The sequence below is a fragment of the Lentzea xerophila genome, from assembly GCF_051094245.1.
In the GTDB taxonomy this organism is placed as follows: domain Bacteria; phylum Actinomycetota; class Actinomycetes; order Mycobacteriales; family Pseudonocardiaceae; genus Lentzea; species Lentzea xerophila.
Genome location: NZ_CP194934.1, coordinates 6,423,663 through 6,439,194 on the forward strand (window position 1 = coordinate 6,423,663; position 15,532 = coordinate 6,439,194).

Below are 15,532 nucleotides of genomic sequence, written 5' to 3' on the forward strand. Positions count from 1 at the left end.
GATAAGCCGGTCGAGTTGAACGAGGTCCCACCTCCTGTCGGAAAAACGGCTGCCGGTCGAGGTGACCAGAGTGATCCCCTCCGCTTGAGTCCCGGTCAGGTCGCGGCGGAACGTTTCGGGCGCACGCCGAAGGCCCTGGTGCCGGGGAGGCGGGCACCAGGGCCTTTTCTGTTCCGGCTCAGCCGAACAGCGACGCCGGATAGGTGCGCACGGACGCGGTCTCGTACCTCAGTGCGATGTGGCTGGTGCAGCTGACCACGTCACGCCAGAACCGTTGCAGCGCAGCGCCTTCCGCGAGTCCGCTGGTGCCGGCGGCCCGCACCAGGCCGCCGGCCGCGTCGACCAGGACCTCGGCGGTGTACGCGCCGTTGCGTTCGTTGCGCGCCATCGCCGCCGGGGTGAACTCGCGGTCGTCGATGACCTTGGCGTTCTGCGCGACCAGGAACCGGGCCGAGTCGATCTGCGCGGCCGCGCGGACCAGGTCCACCGCGGACGTGACGGACTGCTTCTTGCCGGTGAGCGCCGCGACGCACGCGTCGAGCGCTCCCAGCGCCGCTCCGACGGCCGGAGCGGCGAACGTGAGGCCGCCGACCGCCTGGAACGGGACGTTGTGGCTCGCCACCGGCGACCAGCTGGTGCCCGCCACCATGTCCGAGCGCGGGAACGACAGATGTTCCGGCACGAAGACGTCGTCCACCACGACCGAGTGGCTGCTGGTGGCCTTCATGCCGACGCTGTCCCACGTCTCGATGACACTGAAGTCCTTGCGCGGCAGAGCGAAGAACCGGCTTTCGTCACCGGCCGTGCCGCACAGCAACGCCCACTCGGCGAAGTCGGCACCGCTGACGTAGCTCCACCGGCCGCTGAGCCGGTGCCCGCCACCGGTCACGGTGCCCTTGCCCATCGGCGGCAGCGCGGTCACGACGAACGTGTCCGCACTGGACGCCCAGATCTCGTCGTGGCCGGCTTTCGGCAGATGCCCGGCGAACCGGGCGGAGTAGGCGGCGAGCGAGGCGCACCACGCCACCGACGCGCAGCCCTGCCCGACCGTGAGTACGGCTTCGGTCAGCTCGGCGAAGGAACCTTCCGCGCCACCACGTTCGGCTGCGACGAAGTGCCGCGCGAACCCGGCTTCGCGCAGTGCCTCCACGACCTCGGGAGCCAGCCTGCGGGTGGCGTCCGCGTCGGCCGCGTGATCGGCGGCCAGCAGCTTCACCTTCTCCGCGGCAACAGCCAGCCCGGTGTTTTGAGCAGTCACCTCGTCACCTCCTGGGAAAGCTCACGCGGCCTGGACGGGCAGGTCGCGGTGAATGGTGCGGGACTTGGTGTAGAGCTTGCCGTCGATGCGCACGAGCACGTCCTCGATGGAGAAGGTCGGCTCGAAGCTGACCACGCCCTCCGCGGTCGTGCGCGTGACGAGCGAGGCGTAGCTGACGTTCAGCGTGTTCTCGTCGACCTCTTCGATCAGGTAGTGGTCGTTCCAGTGCCGCACGGCGACGCCCTTGTAGCGGGGCAGCGCGGCGCTGGCACCGGCGATCAGGGCCACCCGGCCCTCGACCTTCTCGCTCCGGTGGGCGTGGTCGGTGACCCCGTCCTCGGTGAACGTCTGGGCGTAGCCCTCCACGTCCAACGCGTCGAGCAGCCGCATCTGCTGGGCGTAGAACGTCTGGACCTCGATGTGGACCGCAACATTGACTGGGGACACGACAACTCCTCGGTCTGCCGGTTTCGCTACCGGGAATATGGGTGCGGCCGCTGGACATCCGGTCGAGCCGTCCTGGTTCGACCCCGGTTCCAGGTGGGGTTGAGACGAACCGGGCACGGTCGTCGATGACATCTCCCCTATCTATTCGCGAGGAGGGCCACATGGCCTCAACTCCCGATGTCGCCAAGTCGGTGACGGTCGAGGCGACGATCGAGCAGGCGTTCGCGATCTTCGCGTCGAAACCGATCGAGTGGTGGCCGGAGTCGCACGTGTTCGTCAAGGACCGGCAGGCCATCACGATCGAACCGTTCGTCGGCGGGCGGTACTTCGAGCGCGGTGCGGACGGCGAGGAGATCGCCTGGGGCACCATCACCGAGTGGGACCCGCCGAAGCGCCTCGTGATGACGTGGCGGGTCGGCCCCTACTGGCAGCCGATCTTCGACGACGAGAAGGCGTCGTTCATCAAGGTGGACTTCGTCGCCGTCGGCCCGACCACGACGAAGGTGACGCTGACCCACGCCGACCTGCACCGCCACGGCGAGATCGCCGAGGGCATCCACAAGGCGCTGGACGGTCCCTCGCCCGGCGAGACGCTGGAGAAGTACGCCGGCGTCGTCGGCAAGCACGTCCCGAAGGCTGCCTGAGACTCACCCCCGGAAGACTCTCAGGCACAACGAAACGGCCGCCCCAAGCCTCCGGGGCGGCCGTTTCTCCGTGCGGTTACGCGCCGAGCTCGAGCGCTTCGTCGTGGGTGCGGTCGACGACGCTCTTCACGTCGACGATCCGGCCGAGCTGCTTGATCAGCTGCGTGACCGTACGTCCTGGCTGCAGGTCGACGACCACGTCGAGACGCGACAGGTCACCCCGCTCGGCCGGTCCGAGGCTGAGCGAGGAGACGTCGACGCCACGACTGGAGAACAGCACCACGATCCGTGCCAGCGCACCGGGATCGTTGCGCAGCAACAGGGAAAGCGAATGTCTGGTCATCACTCCACCTCGTCGAACAGGGGCCGGATGCCCCGCGCGGCCATGATCTCGTCGTTGCCGGTGCCCGCGGCGACCATCGGCCAGACCTGGGCGTCCTGTCCCACCACGAAGTCGACGACGACGGGCTGGTCGTGGACCGCCATCGCCTCCAGGATCGCTCCGTCCACTTCGGACTTCGTCTCACAGCGCAGCCCGACGCAGCCCAGTGCCTCGGCCAGCTTCACGAAGTCGGGGTGGCGCTGGTGCGTGCCGAGCCCGGTGTTGGAGTAGCGGCCGGCGTAGAACAGGGTCTGCCACTGCCGGACCATGCCGAGGTTGCCGTTGTTGATGATCGCGACCTTGATCGGAATACCTTCGGCGGCGCAGGTCGCGAGCTCCTGGTTGGTCATCTGGAAGCAGCCGTCGCCGTCGATGGCCCACACCGTGCGGTCCGGTGCGCCCGCCTGCGCGCCCATCGCCGCCGGCACCGCGAAGCCCATCGTGCCCGCGCCGCCGGAGTTGATGAACGAGCCGGGGCGTTCGTAGCGCACGTACTGCGCCGCCCACATCTGGTGCTGGCCGACGCCCGCGGTGTAGATGGCCTCCGGACCGGCGAGCTTGCTGAGCCGTTCGATCACGTACTGCGGCGCGAGCATGCCGTCGGAGGGCCAGTCGTAGCCCAGCGGGTAGGTGGTGCGCAGGCCGCCGAGGTAGTTCCACCAGCCGGTGAGGTCCGTTTTCCGGGTGATGACCGCGGAGAGCGCTGCCAGGACGTCCCGGCAGTCGCCGACGATGCCGACGTCGGCCTTGCGGTTCTTGGAGATCTCGGCCGGGTCGATGTCGGCGTGGACCACCGCGGCGTGCGGGGCGAAGTCCGGCAGCGACCCGGTGACCCGGTCGTCGAACCGGGTCCCCAGCGCGATCAGCAGGTCGGCCCGCTGCAGCGCGGCGACGGCGGGCACCGTGCCGTGCATGCCCGGCATCCCCAGGTGCAGCGGGTGCGAGTCGGGGAACGCGCCGCGGGCCATGAGCGTGGTGACGACCGGGATCCCGGTCTTCTCCGCCAGTTTCCGCAACTCCGGCGCCGCACCACTGCGGATCACCCCGCCGCCGACGTAGAACACCGGCCGCTTCGACGACCCGATCAGCTGGGCGGCGTTGCGGATCTGCACCGGGGAGAGCACCGGGCGTGACTGCGTGGTTAGCTTCGGCGGTGTGTAGGTCGTGGCGGTGGCCAGCACGTCCTTGGGCAGGTCCACCAGCACGGGGCCCGGCCGCCCCGACGACGCGAGCTGGAACGCCTCGGCGATCACTCGCGGAATGTCGGCCGGGTCGTGCACCTGGAAGCTGTGCTTGGTGATCGGCAGGGTGATGCTGCGGATGTCGGCTTCCTGGAACGCGTCGGTGCCGATCACGCTCCGCGCGACCTGACCCGTGATCGCGACGATCGGCACCGAGTCCATGTACGCGTCCGCCAGTGGCGTCACCAGGTTCGTGGCCCCAGGCCCCGATGTCGCCATGCAGACGCCGACCCGTCCGGTCGCCTGCGCGTACCCCTGGGCGGCGTGCCCGGCGCCCTGCTCGTGGCGCACCAGGACGTGCCGGATCTTGACGGAGTCGAACAGCGGGTCGTACGCGGGCAGGATCGCCCCGCCGGGCATTCCGAAGATCACCTCGCAGCCGACGTCCTCGAGCGCCTTGACCAACGCACCTGCACCGGTGGTATCCACGGTTGCTCCCGAACGGTTTTCAGCCCGCGAGCTGGCGCTCCAGCTGACGCGGGGACAGCGGCTTGTCGAGCGACGGCTCGGAGCTCAGGATCGCCCGCTGCAGCTGACGCAGCCTTTCGGACGGCTCAAGCCCCAGCTCCTCGATCAGCGTGTCCCGCAGCGACTGGTAGGCCTCCAGCGACTTCCACTGCCGGCCCGCCCGGTAGAGCGCGAGCATGTACTGCGCGCACAGGTTCTCGTGCATCGGGTGCTGCGCGGTGAGGACGGACAGCTCGCTCAGCAACGACTGGTGCTTGCCCAGCTGGAGGTCGGCCTCGATGCGGGTCTCCAGCACGCCGAGACGGCTCTCCTGCAAACGGGTGACCTCCATGCCGAGCCGGACGCCGATCTGCACGTCCACGAGCACCGGCCCGCGCCACACCTCGGCGGCGCCGCGCAGCAACCGGCTCGCGGACTCCAGGTCGCCCACCTCGAACGCACGCTGACCCGCACTCGCGAGCCGCTCGTAGCTGCGCACGTCGACGCTCTCCGGCGGCACGTCCAGCATGTAGCCGCCGTAGCGGGTCACCAGAACGTTCTTCGCGACACCGGGACCGTCGCCCGGCATGGCCGCCTCGATGCGCCGGCGCACCTGCAGCACGTAGGTCTGCAGCGTCGTGAGTGCGCTGCGTGGCGGTGTCATCCCCCACAACTCTTCGATCAACGTCGGAACCGTGACGACGTGACCGGCCTGCAGTCCGAGCAGCGAGAGCACCTGCCTGGGCTTCACCGCGCTCGGCGCGATCGAGACGCCGTTCTCCCGTGCCTCCAGCGGTCCGAGAACCTTGATCTCCATTGGAGCCTCCCCTGCTCAGCGGCGGTCGACTTGGTCGTGCCATCAAGTTCACCTGAGTCGGGCTATCGAACGCCACGTATCCGGCCATGACTCTCGGATGGCGAACTACCGCGCCTCACATGAGAAATTCATATGCTCAAACGAACCCAAACCGTCCCGCCTCGTAATCACCCGAGCACACGCCGTGACACCGGTCGAAAAATACTCCGCCATTAGCGTGACAACGGGCAGGAAATCAATGTTTGTTCACCTTCTGAACCGGTACAGTCGCCGTCCTGAACTGTCCTGGTCTGTCTAGTATTCAGCCGGGCACACGCCGCGAGACGTGTTTGACCGGCGTCGACTCCCGGACTTTGCTCTGGAGCGGTTGCTCTTGGGGGGCACGTGAATGCAACGCCGGTCATACCGAGATACCGAGCGATCATCGTCGCGGTGTTCGCCGCGGTGTGCCTGACCGACCTGACCCGCGCACTGCTTCTCGCCGACGAGACCACCGAAATGGCGGTGTCGGTCATTGATTTAGCGGTACTTGTCGTACTGCAAGTGTCGTATTTCCGGCACCTGAACGCGGTCCGGCGACACCTCGTGCTGGCCACCCAAGGCGCCTTGCTGATCATCCCCTACGTCCTGTTCGGTCATTCCTGGGCGGGCGTCGCGGGCCTCGTCGCGGGCAACGCCCTGCTGGTGCTGCGCCCGATGTTCGGCTGGTCGATCTTCATCGCGACGGTGGTGGCGACCGGCCTCGCCCAGACCACGCACGGCGAGGCGATGACCGCCACCGCCGCCACCGCGCTGCTGCTCGCAGGCCTGGCCACCGGCTTCGCGACGCACCGCGACTGGCCCTCCCCCGTCCCCCAGCGCGCCGACCCGAACCCCGTCACTGACCCCGTCACGGACGCCGTGGGCACCACGACCGCCGCCGTGACCGCCGAACGCGTCCGCGTGGCCCGCGACCTGCACGACCTGCTCGGCTACAGCCTCAGCGCCATCAAGCTCAAGAGCGAACTGGCGCACCGCATCGCCGCCGACCGCCCGGACCAGGGCTGGGAGTTCATGCGGGAACACATCACCGATATATTGGATATCACCCACCACGCCCTGGATGACGTGCGCTCTCTCGCCCGCGCCTACCGGCCCCTGTCGCTGGCCGACACATCCGACTCGGCCAAGGCGATGCTGGCCGCCTCGAACATCGACGTCCGCGTGGAACTGGCCCACGACCCGCTCCCGGAGCCGATCGAGACCGTGCTGGCCGCCGTCCTGTGCGAGGCCGTCACGAACGTCCTGCGGCACAGCGACGCCAGTACCTGCACCATCGGCGTGCACCAGTGCGGCACCACGATCCTGCTCGACGTCATCAACGACGGCGCCGCCGACCGCGCCGACTCCGCCGACTGCAACGGCGTCCGCAACCAGGCCGAGCGCGTCAAGGCCGCCGGCGGCACGTTCAGCGCCCGCCACATCGGCGGCGGCTCGTTCCACGTCCACGCCGCCATCCCGGCCGCCCCAGAGCTCTGACTCCGGACCCGGCGCGGCCGTCCAGAACCCGGCAATATATTGCATATCGCCATAATTCGTATTTTCACGAACTACGCGCACGAACCCCATCACGCCGCCGTTCACGGCAAAGACGATCTTCGCTCACCACGCTGACCTGGCCCCTAGCAACGACTCTTTGGACTTCGTCGGCAAAAGACTCGTTGCAAAGGCCGGATCAAGATCAGGACAGCGGGTCGCCGAAGATCAGGAGTACTGCGGTTCGGAGGCCGGTCAGAACCAGCCGGACTTGCGGGCGATGCGGACCGCGTCGACCCGGTTGCGGGCGTCGAGCTTGGCCGTCGCGGCCGTCAGGTAGTTGCGCACGGTGCCGACCGACAGGAACAGCGTCGAGGCGATCTCCATGGCGTCCGCGCCGTCCGAGGCGAGCCGCAGCACTTCGAGTTCGCGCGGAGTCAGCGGACATTCGTCGGTGTCCCACGCGGAAAGAGCGAGCTGTGAGTCGATCACGCGACGACCGATCGAGACCCCGCGAATGGCGTCGGCGAGCTCACCGACGGGAGCGTCCTTGAGGATGAAGCCGTTGACGCGAGCGTTGAGCGCGCGGCGCAGAGTGCCCGGCCGGCCCAGGCTCGTGAGAATGAGCGTGCGCGTCTCCGGTGCGGTGTCGTGGATCACGGTGGCCGCGGAAAGACCGTCCATACCGGGCAGGTCGATGTCGAGCACCGCTACGTCCGGTTTGTTCTTTGCCACCGCCGAGACTATTTCGTCACCCGTTGCGACAGACGCGACGACCTCAATATCCGGTTCGAGATTCAACAAAGCGACCAAAGCACCGCGGACCATTTGCACGTCCTCGGCTAGTAGGACTCTGATCATCCGACCCCCTTGCTTGCCCCCAGGTCACCATTTTGAGTCTTACACTCGGTGACCAGGTGAGACAAGCATTGGGGCCGGGTGCAGCCACCGTTACTCCAAATGCGCTATGAGCAATTAATAACCGTAATCGGCGGATGACTTGGGGTTACCGGCCGCTCACGGATTGCTCAGCGACCGAATCGGGCGCCGGCACGGCTCGAGCGGCGCCCGAGCACAAACCCGTGGCAGCGATTCGGCCGGCCGGTTCAGCGGGTCTCGCCCCAGCGCTCGAGCAGTTCGAGTCCACCGTCGACGGTGATCACCTGCCCCTGGATCCACGCGGCCTCATCGGTGCACAGCAACGCGACGGCGTTCGCGATGTCCTCGGGCAGCGTGACGCGACCGGACGGGCTCTTGATCGCCAGCCGGTCGACCAGGCCCGGGTCGATGTTCATGGGGCCGTTGTCGACGATCGTGGTGACGACGGCGTTGACGGCGACCTTGTACCAAGCCATTTCCAGCGCCAGCGTCCGGATCACGCCGTGCACCGGTGTCACCGTGTAGCCGGCGACGACCACGCGGCCGCCGTCGACGAGACCCTTTGCGAGTGGCTCCACGATGTTGAGCAACGGCGTGAGGTCAGGCGACACGGCGTGGTGCACGAACACGTCGAGCTGGCCGCGTTCTTCCTTGACCCTGTCGAGCAACATCCGCACCGAGTGCTCGTCGTGGATGTTCAAGTGGGTGACGGTCACCGAACCGGGCCTGCCCGCGAGCACGGTCTTCGCGCGCTCCAGGTCGACGTTGTCGTCGTCGGATGTCGTCAGGATGACGTGGGCGCCGCTGTCGCAGAGTTTGCTCGCGATAGCGAGACCGAGCCCGTGCGTTCCCGACGTGACCACTGCGATCTTGCCGTCGAGTCCCAGGCGCGTGTTGACAGGTTCGATCATGATGCTGACCACCTCGTTGTCCGCGTGGTGATCGACGTTGCGCCCGGCCACTAGGGCCGAACTCGACTACTTCTTGCGCAATCCCTCGAGAACGCGCAGGATCGCGCCTTCGACCTCACGCCCGGTGCGCTTCGGATCGGACGAGCTCGCGATGGTGCTGGCGCCCGCGGACAGTGCTCCGAACAGCAGCCGGGCCATGATCTCCACCGGTGCCTCCTCGATCTCGCCGGCGTCCACCAGCAGCTGCACGGCGGCGCGGAGCAGGCCGAAGCTGAACTGCTCTTCCGCCTCACGCCAGCGTTCCCAGCCCATCACCACCGGCGCCTCGTGGACGATGATCCGCTGGTACTCCGGCTCCAGGCACTTGCGGACGTACGCGCGCAGACCCGCGACCGCGGTCTTCCACGCGTCGCCGTCCGCCATGATCAGCGCGGTCAGCGACTCGATCGCCTGGGTCTCGACCTGCGCGAAAGCCGCCTCGAACAACGCCTGCTTGCCGCTGAAGTGGTGGTAGAGCGCGCCTTTCGTCACGCGGGCGCGTTTGACGACCGCGTCGAGCGAGGTCCCGGCGTACCCGCGTTTGGTGAAGAGGTCGACGGCGCTGTCGACCAGCGCCTGCCTGGTCGACTCCGAATATTCGGCACGCCGTGTTCGCACGACCGAAACGTATCTCACATACCGGCAGTACGTACCGGTGGTATGGTCGTGACATACCGAGGGTATGCGAGAGACCGGGGGTACGAGACATGGGCTGGGCAGACCACTACCGCCGCCGTGACGCGCTCGACGCCGTGCTGCGCGACGCCCGTCGCGACCCGTCCGCGCCGCTGATCGTCGATCCGGACGTCTTCGGCTCGGCGCACGAACTGCTGCTGGCGCTCGATCACCGCTGGCAGAACAAGCTGACCGCCCGCATGGAGGTCGCCGCACTGGAGGGCCAGGTAGACGAGGGTCGCGTCACCGCGGAGCTCGCCGCCGAGGAGCCGGTGTTGCGAGCGGTACTCGACGCCCACCTTTCGCTCGGCAGTTACCGGACGGTAGGAATGACTCCATGAGTCGTTGGACCGAAGCCGACATCCCCGACCAGACCGGCCGCACCGTCCTGGTGACCGGCGCGAACTCCGGTCTCGGCCTGCGCACCGCCCAGGTGCTCGCGGCGAAGGGGGCCCATGTGCTCCTGGGGTGTCGTTCGGTCCAGCGCGGCGAGGCGGCACGGCGCTCCGTCCGCGGGTCCGCCGAGGTCCTCGAACTCGATCTCGCGGACCTCGGTTCCGTGCGCTCCGCGGCGGAGAAGGTCGAGAAGCTCGACGTCCTGATCAACAACGCGGGCATCATGGCCGTGCCGAACGGCCGGACCGTGGACGGCTTCGAGCGCCAGTTCGGCACCAACCACCTGGGCCATGCGGCGCTGACGTGGTTGTTGCTGCCCGCTCTGAGGCAACGTCCGGGCGCTCGCGTCGTCACGGTCTCGTCACTGATGCACCGAGCCGGTCGCATCGACTTCGAAGACCCGAACTGGGAGCGCCGCCCGTACAGCCTCCAAGGCTCCTACGGGCAGTCGAAGCTCGCCAACATCTTGTTCGCACGCGAGCTGGAACGCCGATCGCCGGACGTGACGTCCATCGCGGCCCACCCCGGCATGACGGTCACCGAGCTGACCAACAACATGGCCGACGCACACAAGTCCCTGGTCATGCGGGTCGGCGGCAGGCTCAGCCACCTGTTCTCGCAGTCCGTCGAGATGGGCTCCCTGCCGCAGCTCTACGCGGCGACGTCACCCGCGGCGCGCGGTGGCGAGTTCTACGGCCCGGACGGCTTCAAAGGCCTGCGCGGCTATCCCACCGTCGCGCGGATGACCGCGGCGGCACGTGACGACCTCGCCGCGAACCGCCTCTGGGAGCTCACGACCAAGCTGACGGGGATCACTCCGGACCTTCCGTGACGATCAGCGTCACCGCAGGTCGTGAACGACGCGCGCTCCACCGCAGGCCTGTTTCTGGAACTTACCCTCCCCTAGGAGTGCGTGACCCCGGACACGTGAGGCCGCAGCGTAGGGTGAGGTGGTGACTGTGGTACCTGAGGGTCGGAAGCTGCTGCGGCTCGAGGTCCGCAACAGCCAGACGCCGATCGAGAAGAAGCCCTCGTGGATCAAGACGCGGGCGAAGATGGGCCCCGAATACCGGGAGCTCAAGGGTCTGGTCAAACGCGAAGGCCTGCACACGGTCTGCGAAGAGGCCGGCTGTCCCAACATCTACGAGTGCTGGGAAGACCGCGAGGCCACGTTCCTGATCGGCGGCGAGCAGTGCACCCGGCGCTGCGACTTCTGCCAGATCGACACGGGCAAGCCCGCGGACCTCGACCGCGACGAGCCCCGCCGGGTCGCCGAGTCGGTCCAGGCGATGGGCCTGCGCTACTCCACCGTCACCGGCGTCGCCCGTGACGACCTGCCCGACGGCGGTGCGTGGCTGTACGCCGAGACCGTCCGCCAGATCCACGAGATGAACCCGGGCACCGGTGTCGAGCTGCTGATCCCGGACTTCAACGCGGTCCCGGAGCAGCTGGCCGAGGTCTTCGAGTCGCGTCCCGAGGTGCTCGCGCACAACCTGGAGACCGTCCCGCGGATCTTCAAGCGCATCCGCCCGGCGTTCCGCTACGAACGCTCCCTCGACGTCATCACCCAGGCCCGCGACTTCGGCCTGGTCACCAAGTCGAACCTGATCCTCGGCATGGGCGAGACCCCCGAGGAGGTCACCGAGGCGCTCAGCGACCTCTACGACGCGGGCTGCGACATCATCACCATCACCCAGTACCTGCGCCCGTCGCCGCGGCACCACCCGGTCGAGCGCTGGGTGAAGCCCGAGGAGTTCGTCCAGCACAAGGAGACGGCCGAGGAGATCGGCTTCCTCGGCGTCATGGCAGGCCCGCTGGTCCGCTCCTCCTACCGCGCCGGCCGGCTGTACGCCCAGGCGAAGCAGAAGCGCGGCGAGGACCTCCCGGAGAACCTCCAGCACCTGCTGACGGTGTCGGCGTCCCAGGAGATCACGAGCCTGCTCGCCCCGCGCTGAGCGGATCCAACGGCGAGCAACCGATATATCAGCAGGTCACCCCACCCCGGGGTGACCTGCTGTTTTGCATCCGGATGCAAAAGACGTTTGCGGTCGTCCGCAAACGTTTTTTGCATAACCGATATATCAGTGCGGTCAGGCACCGGCCTTCGAGGACGACATCCGGAACTCCACGGTGGCGTCGAGGCCGGGCGTTCCGAGGGCTTCGCGGAGCCGTGGCAGGCCCTCGTCGTCGATGCGGCGGCGGATCCCCCGCAGATCGGCGTCGCCGTGGGCGCGGACGACGAGGGCCAGGTGCGGGGCGGCGTGCGGACCGGTCAACGCGGCGTCGACCTTGCGGACACCGGGGTAGCCGGCCACCTCCTCGGCGAACGGCGCGGTGGCGGTCGCCGTGGTGATGCGGGTGGCACCGGCCTCGTCGGCCCAGCGCCAGACCGTGACCCGGCGGCGCGGCACCTGGGCGGCGAGCCAGCGCAGGCACAGCAGCGCGATCACCACCGCGACGACGGCGACGACGACCAGCACCCACGTCGGCGGCACCGCCGTGCCGGGCACCAGCGCGGCGTCACGGTCCACCGCCGGCACGTACCCGAGGTGGACGGCGACCGCCGCGCCGCCCGCGATCAGCAGGACGAACCCCACCAGGCCGAGCAGGACACGGTTCACGGCGCACTCCTCACGGCCTTGACCCGCACCACGACCTGCGGTGGCCGGGCGAGGGCGAACTCGCCGACACGGCTTTCGAGCGCTGTGCGGACGGCGTCCCCGAGACCGTCCACGACAGCGCGCCGGGTGCGCACCACCGCACGGACCCGGCGGCGGCGCACCTTCACCGCGGCCGACTCGACGCCGTCGACCCGTGCGGCGGACCGCAGTGCGTTGCGCAGCCCGCGCACCGAGACGGCGGTGCGCTCGTCCAGCGCCGTGGTTCGCGCCCTGCCGGGCACCACCGCGGCGAGCAGCAGCACCAGCCCGATGACCGCGGCGACCCCGCCGGCCACGGCCACCTCCCGCGCCGACCACGGCGTGCCGTGCAGCAGATCCGCCACCGAGTCGTACGGCGGCAGCGGTGTCTCTCCGAGGGCGAGCTGGATCGCGCACACCGCGACCAGGGCCGACGCGGCCAGCAGGACGAGCGCCGTGAGCGTGGCGGACAGGGTCCGGCGGGACCGGCGGGTCATCGCACCCTCCGCACCGGCACCGCGTCCGCGCGCAGCATCCCGACCGACACGTCCACCACGGACACCCGCAGACCGGTGAGCTCCGCGACCCGGGCGACCAGGTGGGCGCGCACTCTGGCGGCGGTCGACGCGACGGGCGCCGGGTACCGCAGGTCGAGGCGCGCGTCGAGCGTCGTCACTCCCCCGGTCACGCGCGCGGTGACCTCGCAGCGGAGCACGTCCGGCACCTCCAGCGCGGCACATCCGGCGATGCGGCCCACCGCGCGGTCCGCGACGGTGGTGATGCCGGGCTGTGCGGGAACGAGCGTTGTGGTCATCGTCAGTCCCGATCCCTGCCGAACAGCTGCGCCAGGTCGAGCTTGCCCTCGGCGACCCGGCCCGCGATCAGGCCGAGCGCACCGAAGACGAGCACGAGCAGGAACGCGCTGAAGCCCCCGAACGCGGCGGCCAGGCCGAGCGTGAGCCCGGTCAGCAGGCCCAGTGCGGTGGTGCTCATGGCGGTTCCCCTCACTGCACGCGAGCGGTTTCGGGCTGCTGTTCGCCCTCGGTGTCGCTCGGGATGTGGACGTCGTTGACGTTGATGTTGACCTCGACGACCTCGAGGCCGGTGATCTGCTCGATCGCGGTGATCACGTTGCCGCGCACGGACTTCGCGAGATCAGCGATCGGCACGCCGTACTCGACCACGAGCTCCAGGTCCACCGCGGCCTGCTTCTCGCCGACCTCGACCGACACGCCCTGGCCCGCGCTCGCGGTGGCGCCGGGAATGCGGTCGCGCAACGCGCTCAGCGCCCGCGTCGCGCCGCCGCCCAGCGCGTGCACACCGCGGATCTCACGTGCCGCGAGGCCCGCGACCTTCTGCACCACGACGTCCGCGATGGTGGTGGATCCCTTGTCGGTCGCCAGCTTCCCGTTCGAGACGACGTTCTTCTCCACAGCCTGCGTGCTCATCGCAATCCCTTCCTTCGAAGCGTTCACACCAGATCGACACCGGCCGCCGGGAAAACGTCACGCACCATTCAGGTGATCGAGAGCACGTTTGTCCACATCGGTCACGACGATCCGCACGACGGCGTCTTCCCATTGCGTGCCAAGGAGAACCGACCGCAGTACCTCAGCGGCGTCGGCGAGCGCCAGCGGCAACCGGGTGGCGACGACCCGGACGCACACCAGGTCGTCACCGACGTCGACCGCCAATGCGTCGACGTCCCAAGGGATCCAGGAGCGAGCGGGCGCGGAGGCCGGCGTCGACGGACGCAGCCCCTCGATCTTCTCCAGCGCCTTCAACAACTCCGTCACGATCAGCATGCGACGTCCACCACCGTGACCACCACGGACTCCACCTCGACACCGGTGAGCTCGGGCACGAGCGCGCGAACCGACCGTTGGACGGCACGGGCCACGGCCGCGGCCTGGTCCTGGCCGGAGATCACCACGTCCACCTCCAGCAGTGCGACGGCTCCCGCCCACCGCACCCGGACACCTTCCACGGGCGCGGGCTGCAGACCTTTGACCTGCTGCCGCGCCACGCGCACGACCGAGCTCACCAGGCCCGCCAGACCGGGCTGCACGCGCACGCCGGCGACTCTCTCGGCCGCATGCACCGCGACCGCCGCCACCGCCGGTGCGGACACAACTGTTTCGATCACCCGGCTCATCCTTCGAGAACGTCGGACACGACGAGGTCGAGGCGGGCCAGCCGCACACCGATCCGTGCGGAGGCCGCGGCCAGCACCCGGCGCCGCACCTCGTCGTACGCCTCACGGGTGACCAGCCCTGCCGTGATCGCGATGCTGAGCTCGACCTCGATCACCGGGTCCGACCCGGTCGACTCCGGTGCTTCGACGACCCGGCACCCGCGTGCCCGCACGCCGTCGACGCCGTCCGCCGCGAACCGCAGCACCGCCGCGACCGCGCGCGTGCTGATCCTGGCCAGGCCGTCGCCGGGCAACGGCACGACGTCGGACCGGCGCACATCGGCGCGCACAGCGGACATCACACGGCTGACCAGGTCGAACGGCGGCTCGATCTCCTCGCGAACCAGCTCCGCGGTCGCCTCGCGCAGCACGAGCAGGCTCTCCCGAACCGCCGCGCAGTGCGGGCACGAGCGCGTGTGCTCGTCGGAGAGGTCGATCGCCTCCCACACCTCTTCCACGTCCCGCCCGCACGGCAGGACGTAGTCGGATGTCACCGCCACGGCGCCATCACCTCCGCGAGTTGTGCCCGTGCCCGCGCGAGCCTTCCGCGCACCGACTGCTGGGTCGTGCCGATCGCCTCGGCGATCTCGTCGTAGGACCGGCCGTGAACCTCCCGCAGCACCCAGCACGCCCGCTGCTCCGGGGTGAGGTCGCGCAGTGCGGCTTGCAGCGCGTCGAGCTGCGCGGTCACCTCCACGGCGCGTTCGGGCCGGGTGCGCGGCGCCGGCGACTCGTGCTCGTCCGGCTCGGTGTCGGTGTGCGGCTTGCGTTTGCGCAGCACGTTCAGGCAGTGGTTGGTGGTAGTGCGGTAGAGCCAGCCGAGGAACGCCCCGTCGTCGTTGAGCTGCCCGAGACGCCGCCACGCCGTCAGGAACACGTCCTGCACCGCGTCCTCGGCGTCACCGGTGCTGCCCACGATGCGCAACGCCAGCCGGTACATCGGCCCCTGATAACGGCGCACGAGCTGTTCGTAAGCCCGCATGTCTCCGTCACGGGACCTCGCCACCAGCGTGGCATCGTCGAGTGAGGCCGCCTCCGCCACGCTCAT

Annotated in this window: 22 protein-coding genes; 5 read left to right on the forward strand and 17 right to left on the reverse strand. The window is 68.9% G+C overall.

All coding sequences use genetic code 11. From position 1 onward, the window contains the following. Positions 1-178: 178 nt before the first annotated feature. Both ACRSBM_RS30420 and ACRSBM_RS30425 read right to left on the reverse strand, forming a co-directional pair. Complete coding sequence (locus ACRSBM_RS30420; RefSeq protein WP_434448542.1) at positions 179-1,258, reverse strand: acyl-CoA dehydrogenase family protein; 1,080 nt, start codon at positions 1,256-1,258, stop codon at positions 179-181. A 21-nt stretch (positions 1,259-1,279) separates the two neighbouring features. Then, on the reverse strand, positions 1,280-1,705 hold the full coding sequence (locus ACRSBM_RS30425; protein WP_434448544.1) for a nuclear transport factor 2 family protein: 426 nt from the start codon (positions 1,703-1,705) through the stop codon (positions 1,280-1,282). Between the two features lie 161 nt (positions 1,706-1,866). Between ACRSBM_RS30425 and ACRSBM_RS30430 the strand changes: the two genes are divergently transcribed. Beyond that, positions 1,867-2,349, forward strand: a complete 483-nt coding sequence (locus tag ACRSBM_RS30430; RefSeq protein WP_434448546.1) for an SRPBCC domain-containing protein — start codon at positions 1,867-1,869, stop codon at positions 2,347-2,349. A gap of 76 nt (positions 2,350-2,425) precedes the next feature. Here the strand turns inward: ACRSBM_RS30430 and ilvN are convergent, their stop codons facing one another. Genes ilvN through ACRSBM_RS30445 form a run of 3 tightly spaced genes read right to left on the reverse strand, consistent with a single transcriptional unit; the run spans position 2,426 to position 5,236 of the window. Next, a complete protein-coding gene (gene ilvN / locus ACRSBM_RS30435; RefSeq protein WP_434448548.1) occupies positions 2,426-2,692 on the reverse strand; it encodes an acetolactate synthase small subunit in 267 nt (88 codons plus the stop codon). Continuing rightward, on the reverse strand, positions 2,692-4,401 hold the full coding sequence (locus ACRSBM_RS30440) for an acetolactate synthase large subunit (RefSeq protein ID WP_434448550.1): 1,710 nt from the start codon (positions 4,399-4,401) through the stop codon (positions 2,692-2,694). The genes ilvN and ACRSBM_RS30440 overlap by 1 nt, the downstream gene beginning before the upstream one ends. Before the next feature lie 19 nt (positions 4,402-4,420). Next, positions 4,421-5,236 carry an AfsR/SARP family transcriptional regulator gene (locus ACRSBM_RS30445; protein ID WP_090059855.1) on the reverse strand — a complete coding sequence of 272 codons (816 nt, stop codon included), beginning with the start codon at positions 5,234-5,236 and terminating at the stop codon, positions 4,421-4,423. A 432-nt stretch (positions 5,237-5,668) separates the two neighbouring features. Between ACRSBM_RS30445 and ACRSBM_RS30450 the strand changes: the two genes are divergently transcribed. Next, complete coding sequence (locus ACRSBM_RS30450; RefSeq protein ID WP_434448552.1) at positions 5,669-6,754, forward strand: sensor histidine kinase; 1,086 nt, start codon at positions 5,669-5,671, stop codon at positions 6,752-6,754. A 252-nt stretch (positions 6,755-7,006) separates the two neighbouring features. Here ACRSBM_RS30450 and ACRSBM_RS30455 read toward each other — a convergent pair whose 3' ends face one another. The 3 genes from ACRSBM_RS30455 to ACRSBM_RS30465 form a co-directional block, all read right to left on the reverse strand. Beyond that, the gene (locus ACRSBM_RS30455; RefSeq protein WP_434448554.1) at positions 7,007-7,612 is read right to left on the reverse strand and encodes a response regulator transcription factor; all 606 of its coding nucleotides are present in this window, start codon (positions 7,610-7,612) and stop codon (positions 7,007-7,009) included. A 245-nt stretch (positions 7,613-7,857) separates the two neighbouring features. After that, a complete protein-coding gene (locus ACRSBM_RS30460) occupies positions 7,858-8,541 on the reverse strand; it encodes an SDR family NAD(P)-dependent oxidoreductase (protein WP_434448556.1) in 684 nt (227 codons plus the stop codon). 66 nt (positions 8,542-8,607) lie between these two features. Beyond that, the gene (locus tag ACRSBM_RS30465) at positions 8,608-9,198 is read right to left on the reverse strand and encodes a TetR/AcrR family transcriptional regulator (protein ID WP_434448558.1); all 591 of its coding nucleotides are present in this window, start codon (positions 9,196-9,198) and stop codon (positions 8,608-8,610) included. A gap of 89 nt (positions 9,199-9,287) precedes the next feature. On the opposite strand from ACRSBM_RS30465, the gene ACRSBM_RS30470 reads away from it, so the two are divergent. The 3 genes from ACRSBM_RS30470 to lipA all read left to right on the forward strand — a co-directional run bounded on the left by ACRSBM_RS30470 (position 9,288) and on the right by lipA (position 11,606). Continuing rightward, positions 9,288-9,596: a hypothetical protein gene (locus ACRSBM_RS30470; protein WP_434448559.1), complete on the forward strand. Its 309-nt coding sequence runs from the start codon at positions 9,288-9,290 to the stop codon at positions 9,594-9,596. Next, a complete protein-coding gene (locus tag ACRSBM_RS30475) occupies positions 9,593-10,483 on the forward strand; it encodes an oxidoreductase (RefSeq protein WP_434448561.1) in 891 nt (296 codons plus the stop codon). Before ACRSBM_RS30470 ends, ACRSBM_RS30475 begins: the two co-directional genes overlap by 4 nt. 121 nt (positions 10,484-10,604) lie before the next feature. After that, the gene (lipA, locus tag ACRSBM_RS30480; protein ID WP_434448562.1) at positions 10,605-11,606 is read left to right on the forward strand and encodes a lipoyl synthase; all 1,002 of its coding nucleotides are present in this window, start codon (positions 10,605-10,607) and stop codon (positions 11,604-11,606) included. A 135-nt stretch (positions 11,607-11,741) separates the two neighbouring features. On the opposite strand, the gene ACRSBM_RS30485 is transcribed toward lipA, so the two are convergent. Genes ACRSBM_RS30485 through ACRSBM_RS30525 form a run of 9 tightly spaced genes read right to left on the reverse strand, consistent with a single transcriptional unit; the run spans position 11,742 to position 15,532 of the window. Beyond that, the gene (locus ACRSBM_RS30485; protein ID WP_434448564.1) at positions 11,742-12,272 is read right to left on the reverse strand and encodes an alkaline shock response membrane anchor protein AmaP; all 531 of its coding nucleotides are present in this window, start codon (positions 12,270-12,272) and stop codon (positions 11,742-11,744) included. Next, a complete protein-coding gene (locus ACRSBM_RS30490; RefSeq protein WP_434448566.1) occupies positions 12,269-12,787 on the reverse strand; it encodes a DUF6286 domain-containing protein in 519 nt (172 codons plus the stop codon). The genes ACRSBM_RS30485 and ACRSBM_RS30490 overlap by 4 nt, the downstream gene beginning before the upstream one ends. After that, complete coding sequence (locus ACRSBM_RS30495; RefSeq protein WP_434448568.1) at positions 12,784-13,104, reverse strand: Asp23/Gls24 family envelope stress response protein; 321 nt, start codon at positions 13,102-13,104, stop codon at positions 12,784-12,786. Before ACRSBM_RS30495 ends, ACRSBM_RS30490 begins: the two co-directional genes overlap by 4 nt. Positions 13,105-13,106: 2 nt before the next feature. Beyond that, positions 13,107-13,283 (reverse strand): hypothetical protein, encoded by a 177-nt coding sequence (locus ACRSBM_RS30500; RefSeq protein ID WP_434448570.1) that lies wholly within the window; start codon positions 13,281-13,283, stop codon positions 13,107-13,109. An 11-nt stretch (positions 13,284-13,294) separates the two neighbouring features. Further along, on the reverse strand, positions 13,295-13,738 hold the full coding sequence (locus tag ACRSBM_RS30505; RefSeq protein ID WP_434448572.1) for an Asp23/Gls24 family envelope stress response protein: 444 nt from the start codon (positions 13,736-13,738) through the stop codon (positions 13,295-13,297). 57 nt (positions 13,739-13,795) lie between these two features. Next, positions 13,796-14,095 carry a hypothetical protein gene (locus ACRSBM_RS30510; RefSeq protein ID WP_434448574.1) on the reverse strand — a complete coding sequence of 100 codons (300 nt, stop codon included), beginning with the start codon at positions 14,093-14,095 and terminating at the stop codon, positions 13,796-13,798. Next, positions 14,089-14,445, reverse strand: coding sequence for an Asp23/Gls24 family envelope stress response protein (locus ACRSBM_RS30515; protein WP_434448576.1), 357 nt, complete (start codon positions 14,443-14,445; stop codon positions 14,089-14,091). The genes ACRSBM_RS30510 and ACRSBM_RS30515 overlap by 7 nt, the downstream gene beginning before the upstream one ends. Next, positions 14,442-14,984: an Asp23/Gls24 family envelope stress response protein gene (locus ACRSBM_RS30520; protein WP_434448577.1), complete on the reverse strand. Its 543-nt coding sequence runs from the start codon at positions 14,982-14,984 to the stop codon at positions 14,442-14,444. The genes ACRSBM_RS30515 and ACRSBM_RS30520 overlap by 4 nt, the downstream gene beginning before the upstream one ends. Further along, on the reverse strand, positions 14,975-15,532 hold the full coding sequence (locus ACRSBM_RS30525; RefSeq protein ID WP_434448579.1) for an RNA polymerase sigma factor: 558 nt from the start codon (positions 15,530-15,532) through the stop codon (positions 14,975-14,977). The genes ACRSBM_RS30520 and ACRSBM_RS30525 overlap by 10 nt, the downstream gene beginning before the upstream one ends.

What these genes read in the sequence shown, in the direction of transcription:
- ACRSBM_RS30430 (WP_434448546.1), top strand. Translation starts at nt 1,867, where the DNA reads ATGGCCTCAACTCCCGATGTCGCCAAGTCGGTGACGGTCGAGGCGACG.
- ilvN (WP_434448548.1), bottom strand. Translation starts at nt 2,692, where the DNA reads ATGACCAGACATTCGCTTTCCCTGTTGCTGCGCAACGATCCCGGTGCG.
- ACRSBM_RS30445 (WP_090059855.1), bottom strand. Translation starts at nt 5,236, where the DNA reads ATGGAGATCAAGGTTCTCGGACCGCTGGAGGCACGGGAGAACGGCGTC.
- ACRSBM_RS30455 (WP_434448554.1), bottom strand. Translation starts at nt 7,612, where the DNA reads ATGATCAGAGTCCTACTAGCCGAGGACGTGCAAATGGTCCGCGGTGCT.
- ACRSBM_RS30460 (WP_434448556.1), bottom strand. Translation starts at nt 8,541, where the DNA reads ATGATCGAACCTGTCAACACGCGCCTGGGACTCGACGGCAAGATCGCA.
- ACRSBM_RS30470 (WP_434448559.1), top strand. Translation starts at nt 9,288, where the DNA reads ATGGGCTGGGCAGACCACTACCGCCGCCGTGACGCGCTCGACGCCGTG.
- ACRSBM_RS30475 (WP_434448561.1), top strand. Translation starts at nt 9,593, where the DNA reads ATGAGTCGTTGGACCGAAGCCGACATCCCCGACCAGACCGGCCGCACC.
- ACRSBM_RS30490 (WP_434448566.1), bottom strand. Translation starts at nt 12,787, where the DNA reads ATGACCCGCCGGTCCCGCCGGACCCTGTCCGCCACGCTCACGGCGCTC.
- ACRSBM_RS30495 (WP_434448568.1), bottom strand. Translation starts at nt 13,104, where the DNA reads ATGACCACAACGCTCGTTCCCGCACAGCCCGGCATCACCACCGTCGCG.
- ACRSBM_RS30500 (WP_434448570.1), bottom strand. Translation starts at nt 13,283, where the DNA reads ATGAGCACCACCGCACTGGGCCTGCTGACCGGGCTCACGCTCGGCCTG.
- ACRSBM_RS30505 (WP_434448572.1), bottom strand. Translation starts at nt 13,738, where the DNA reads ATGAGCACGCAGGCTGTGGAGAAGAACGTCGTCTCGAACGGGAAGCTG.
- ACRSBM_RS30510 (WP_434448574.1), bottom strand. Translation starts at nt 14,095, where the DNA reads ATGCTGATCGTGACGGAGTTGTTGAAGGCGCTGGAGAAGATCGAGGGG.
- ACRSBM_RS30515 (WP_434448576.1), bottom strand. Translation starts at nt 14,445, where the DNA reads ATGAGCCGGGTGATCGAAACAGTTGTGTCCGCACCGGCGGTGGCGGCG.
- ACRSBM_RS30525 (WP_434448579.1), bottom strand. Translation starts at nt 15,532, where the DNA reads ATGAGCGTGGCGGAGGCGGCCTCACTCGACGATGCCACGCTGGTGGCG.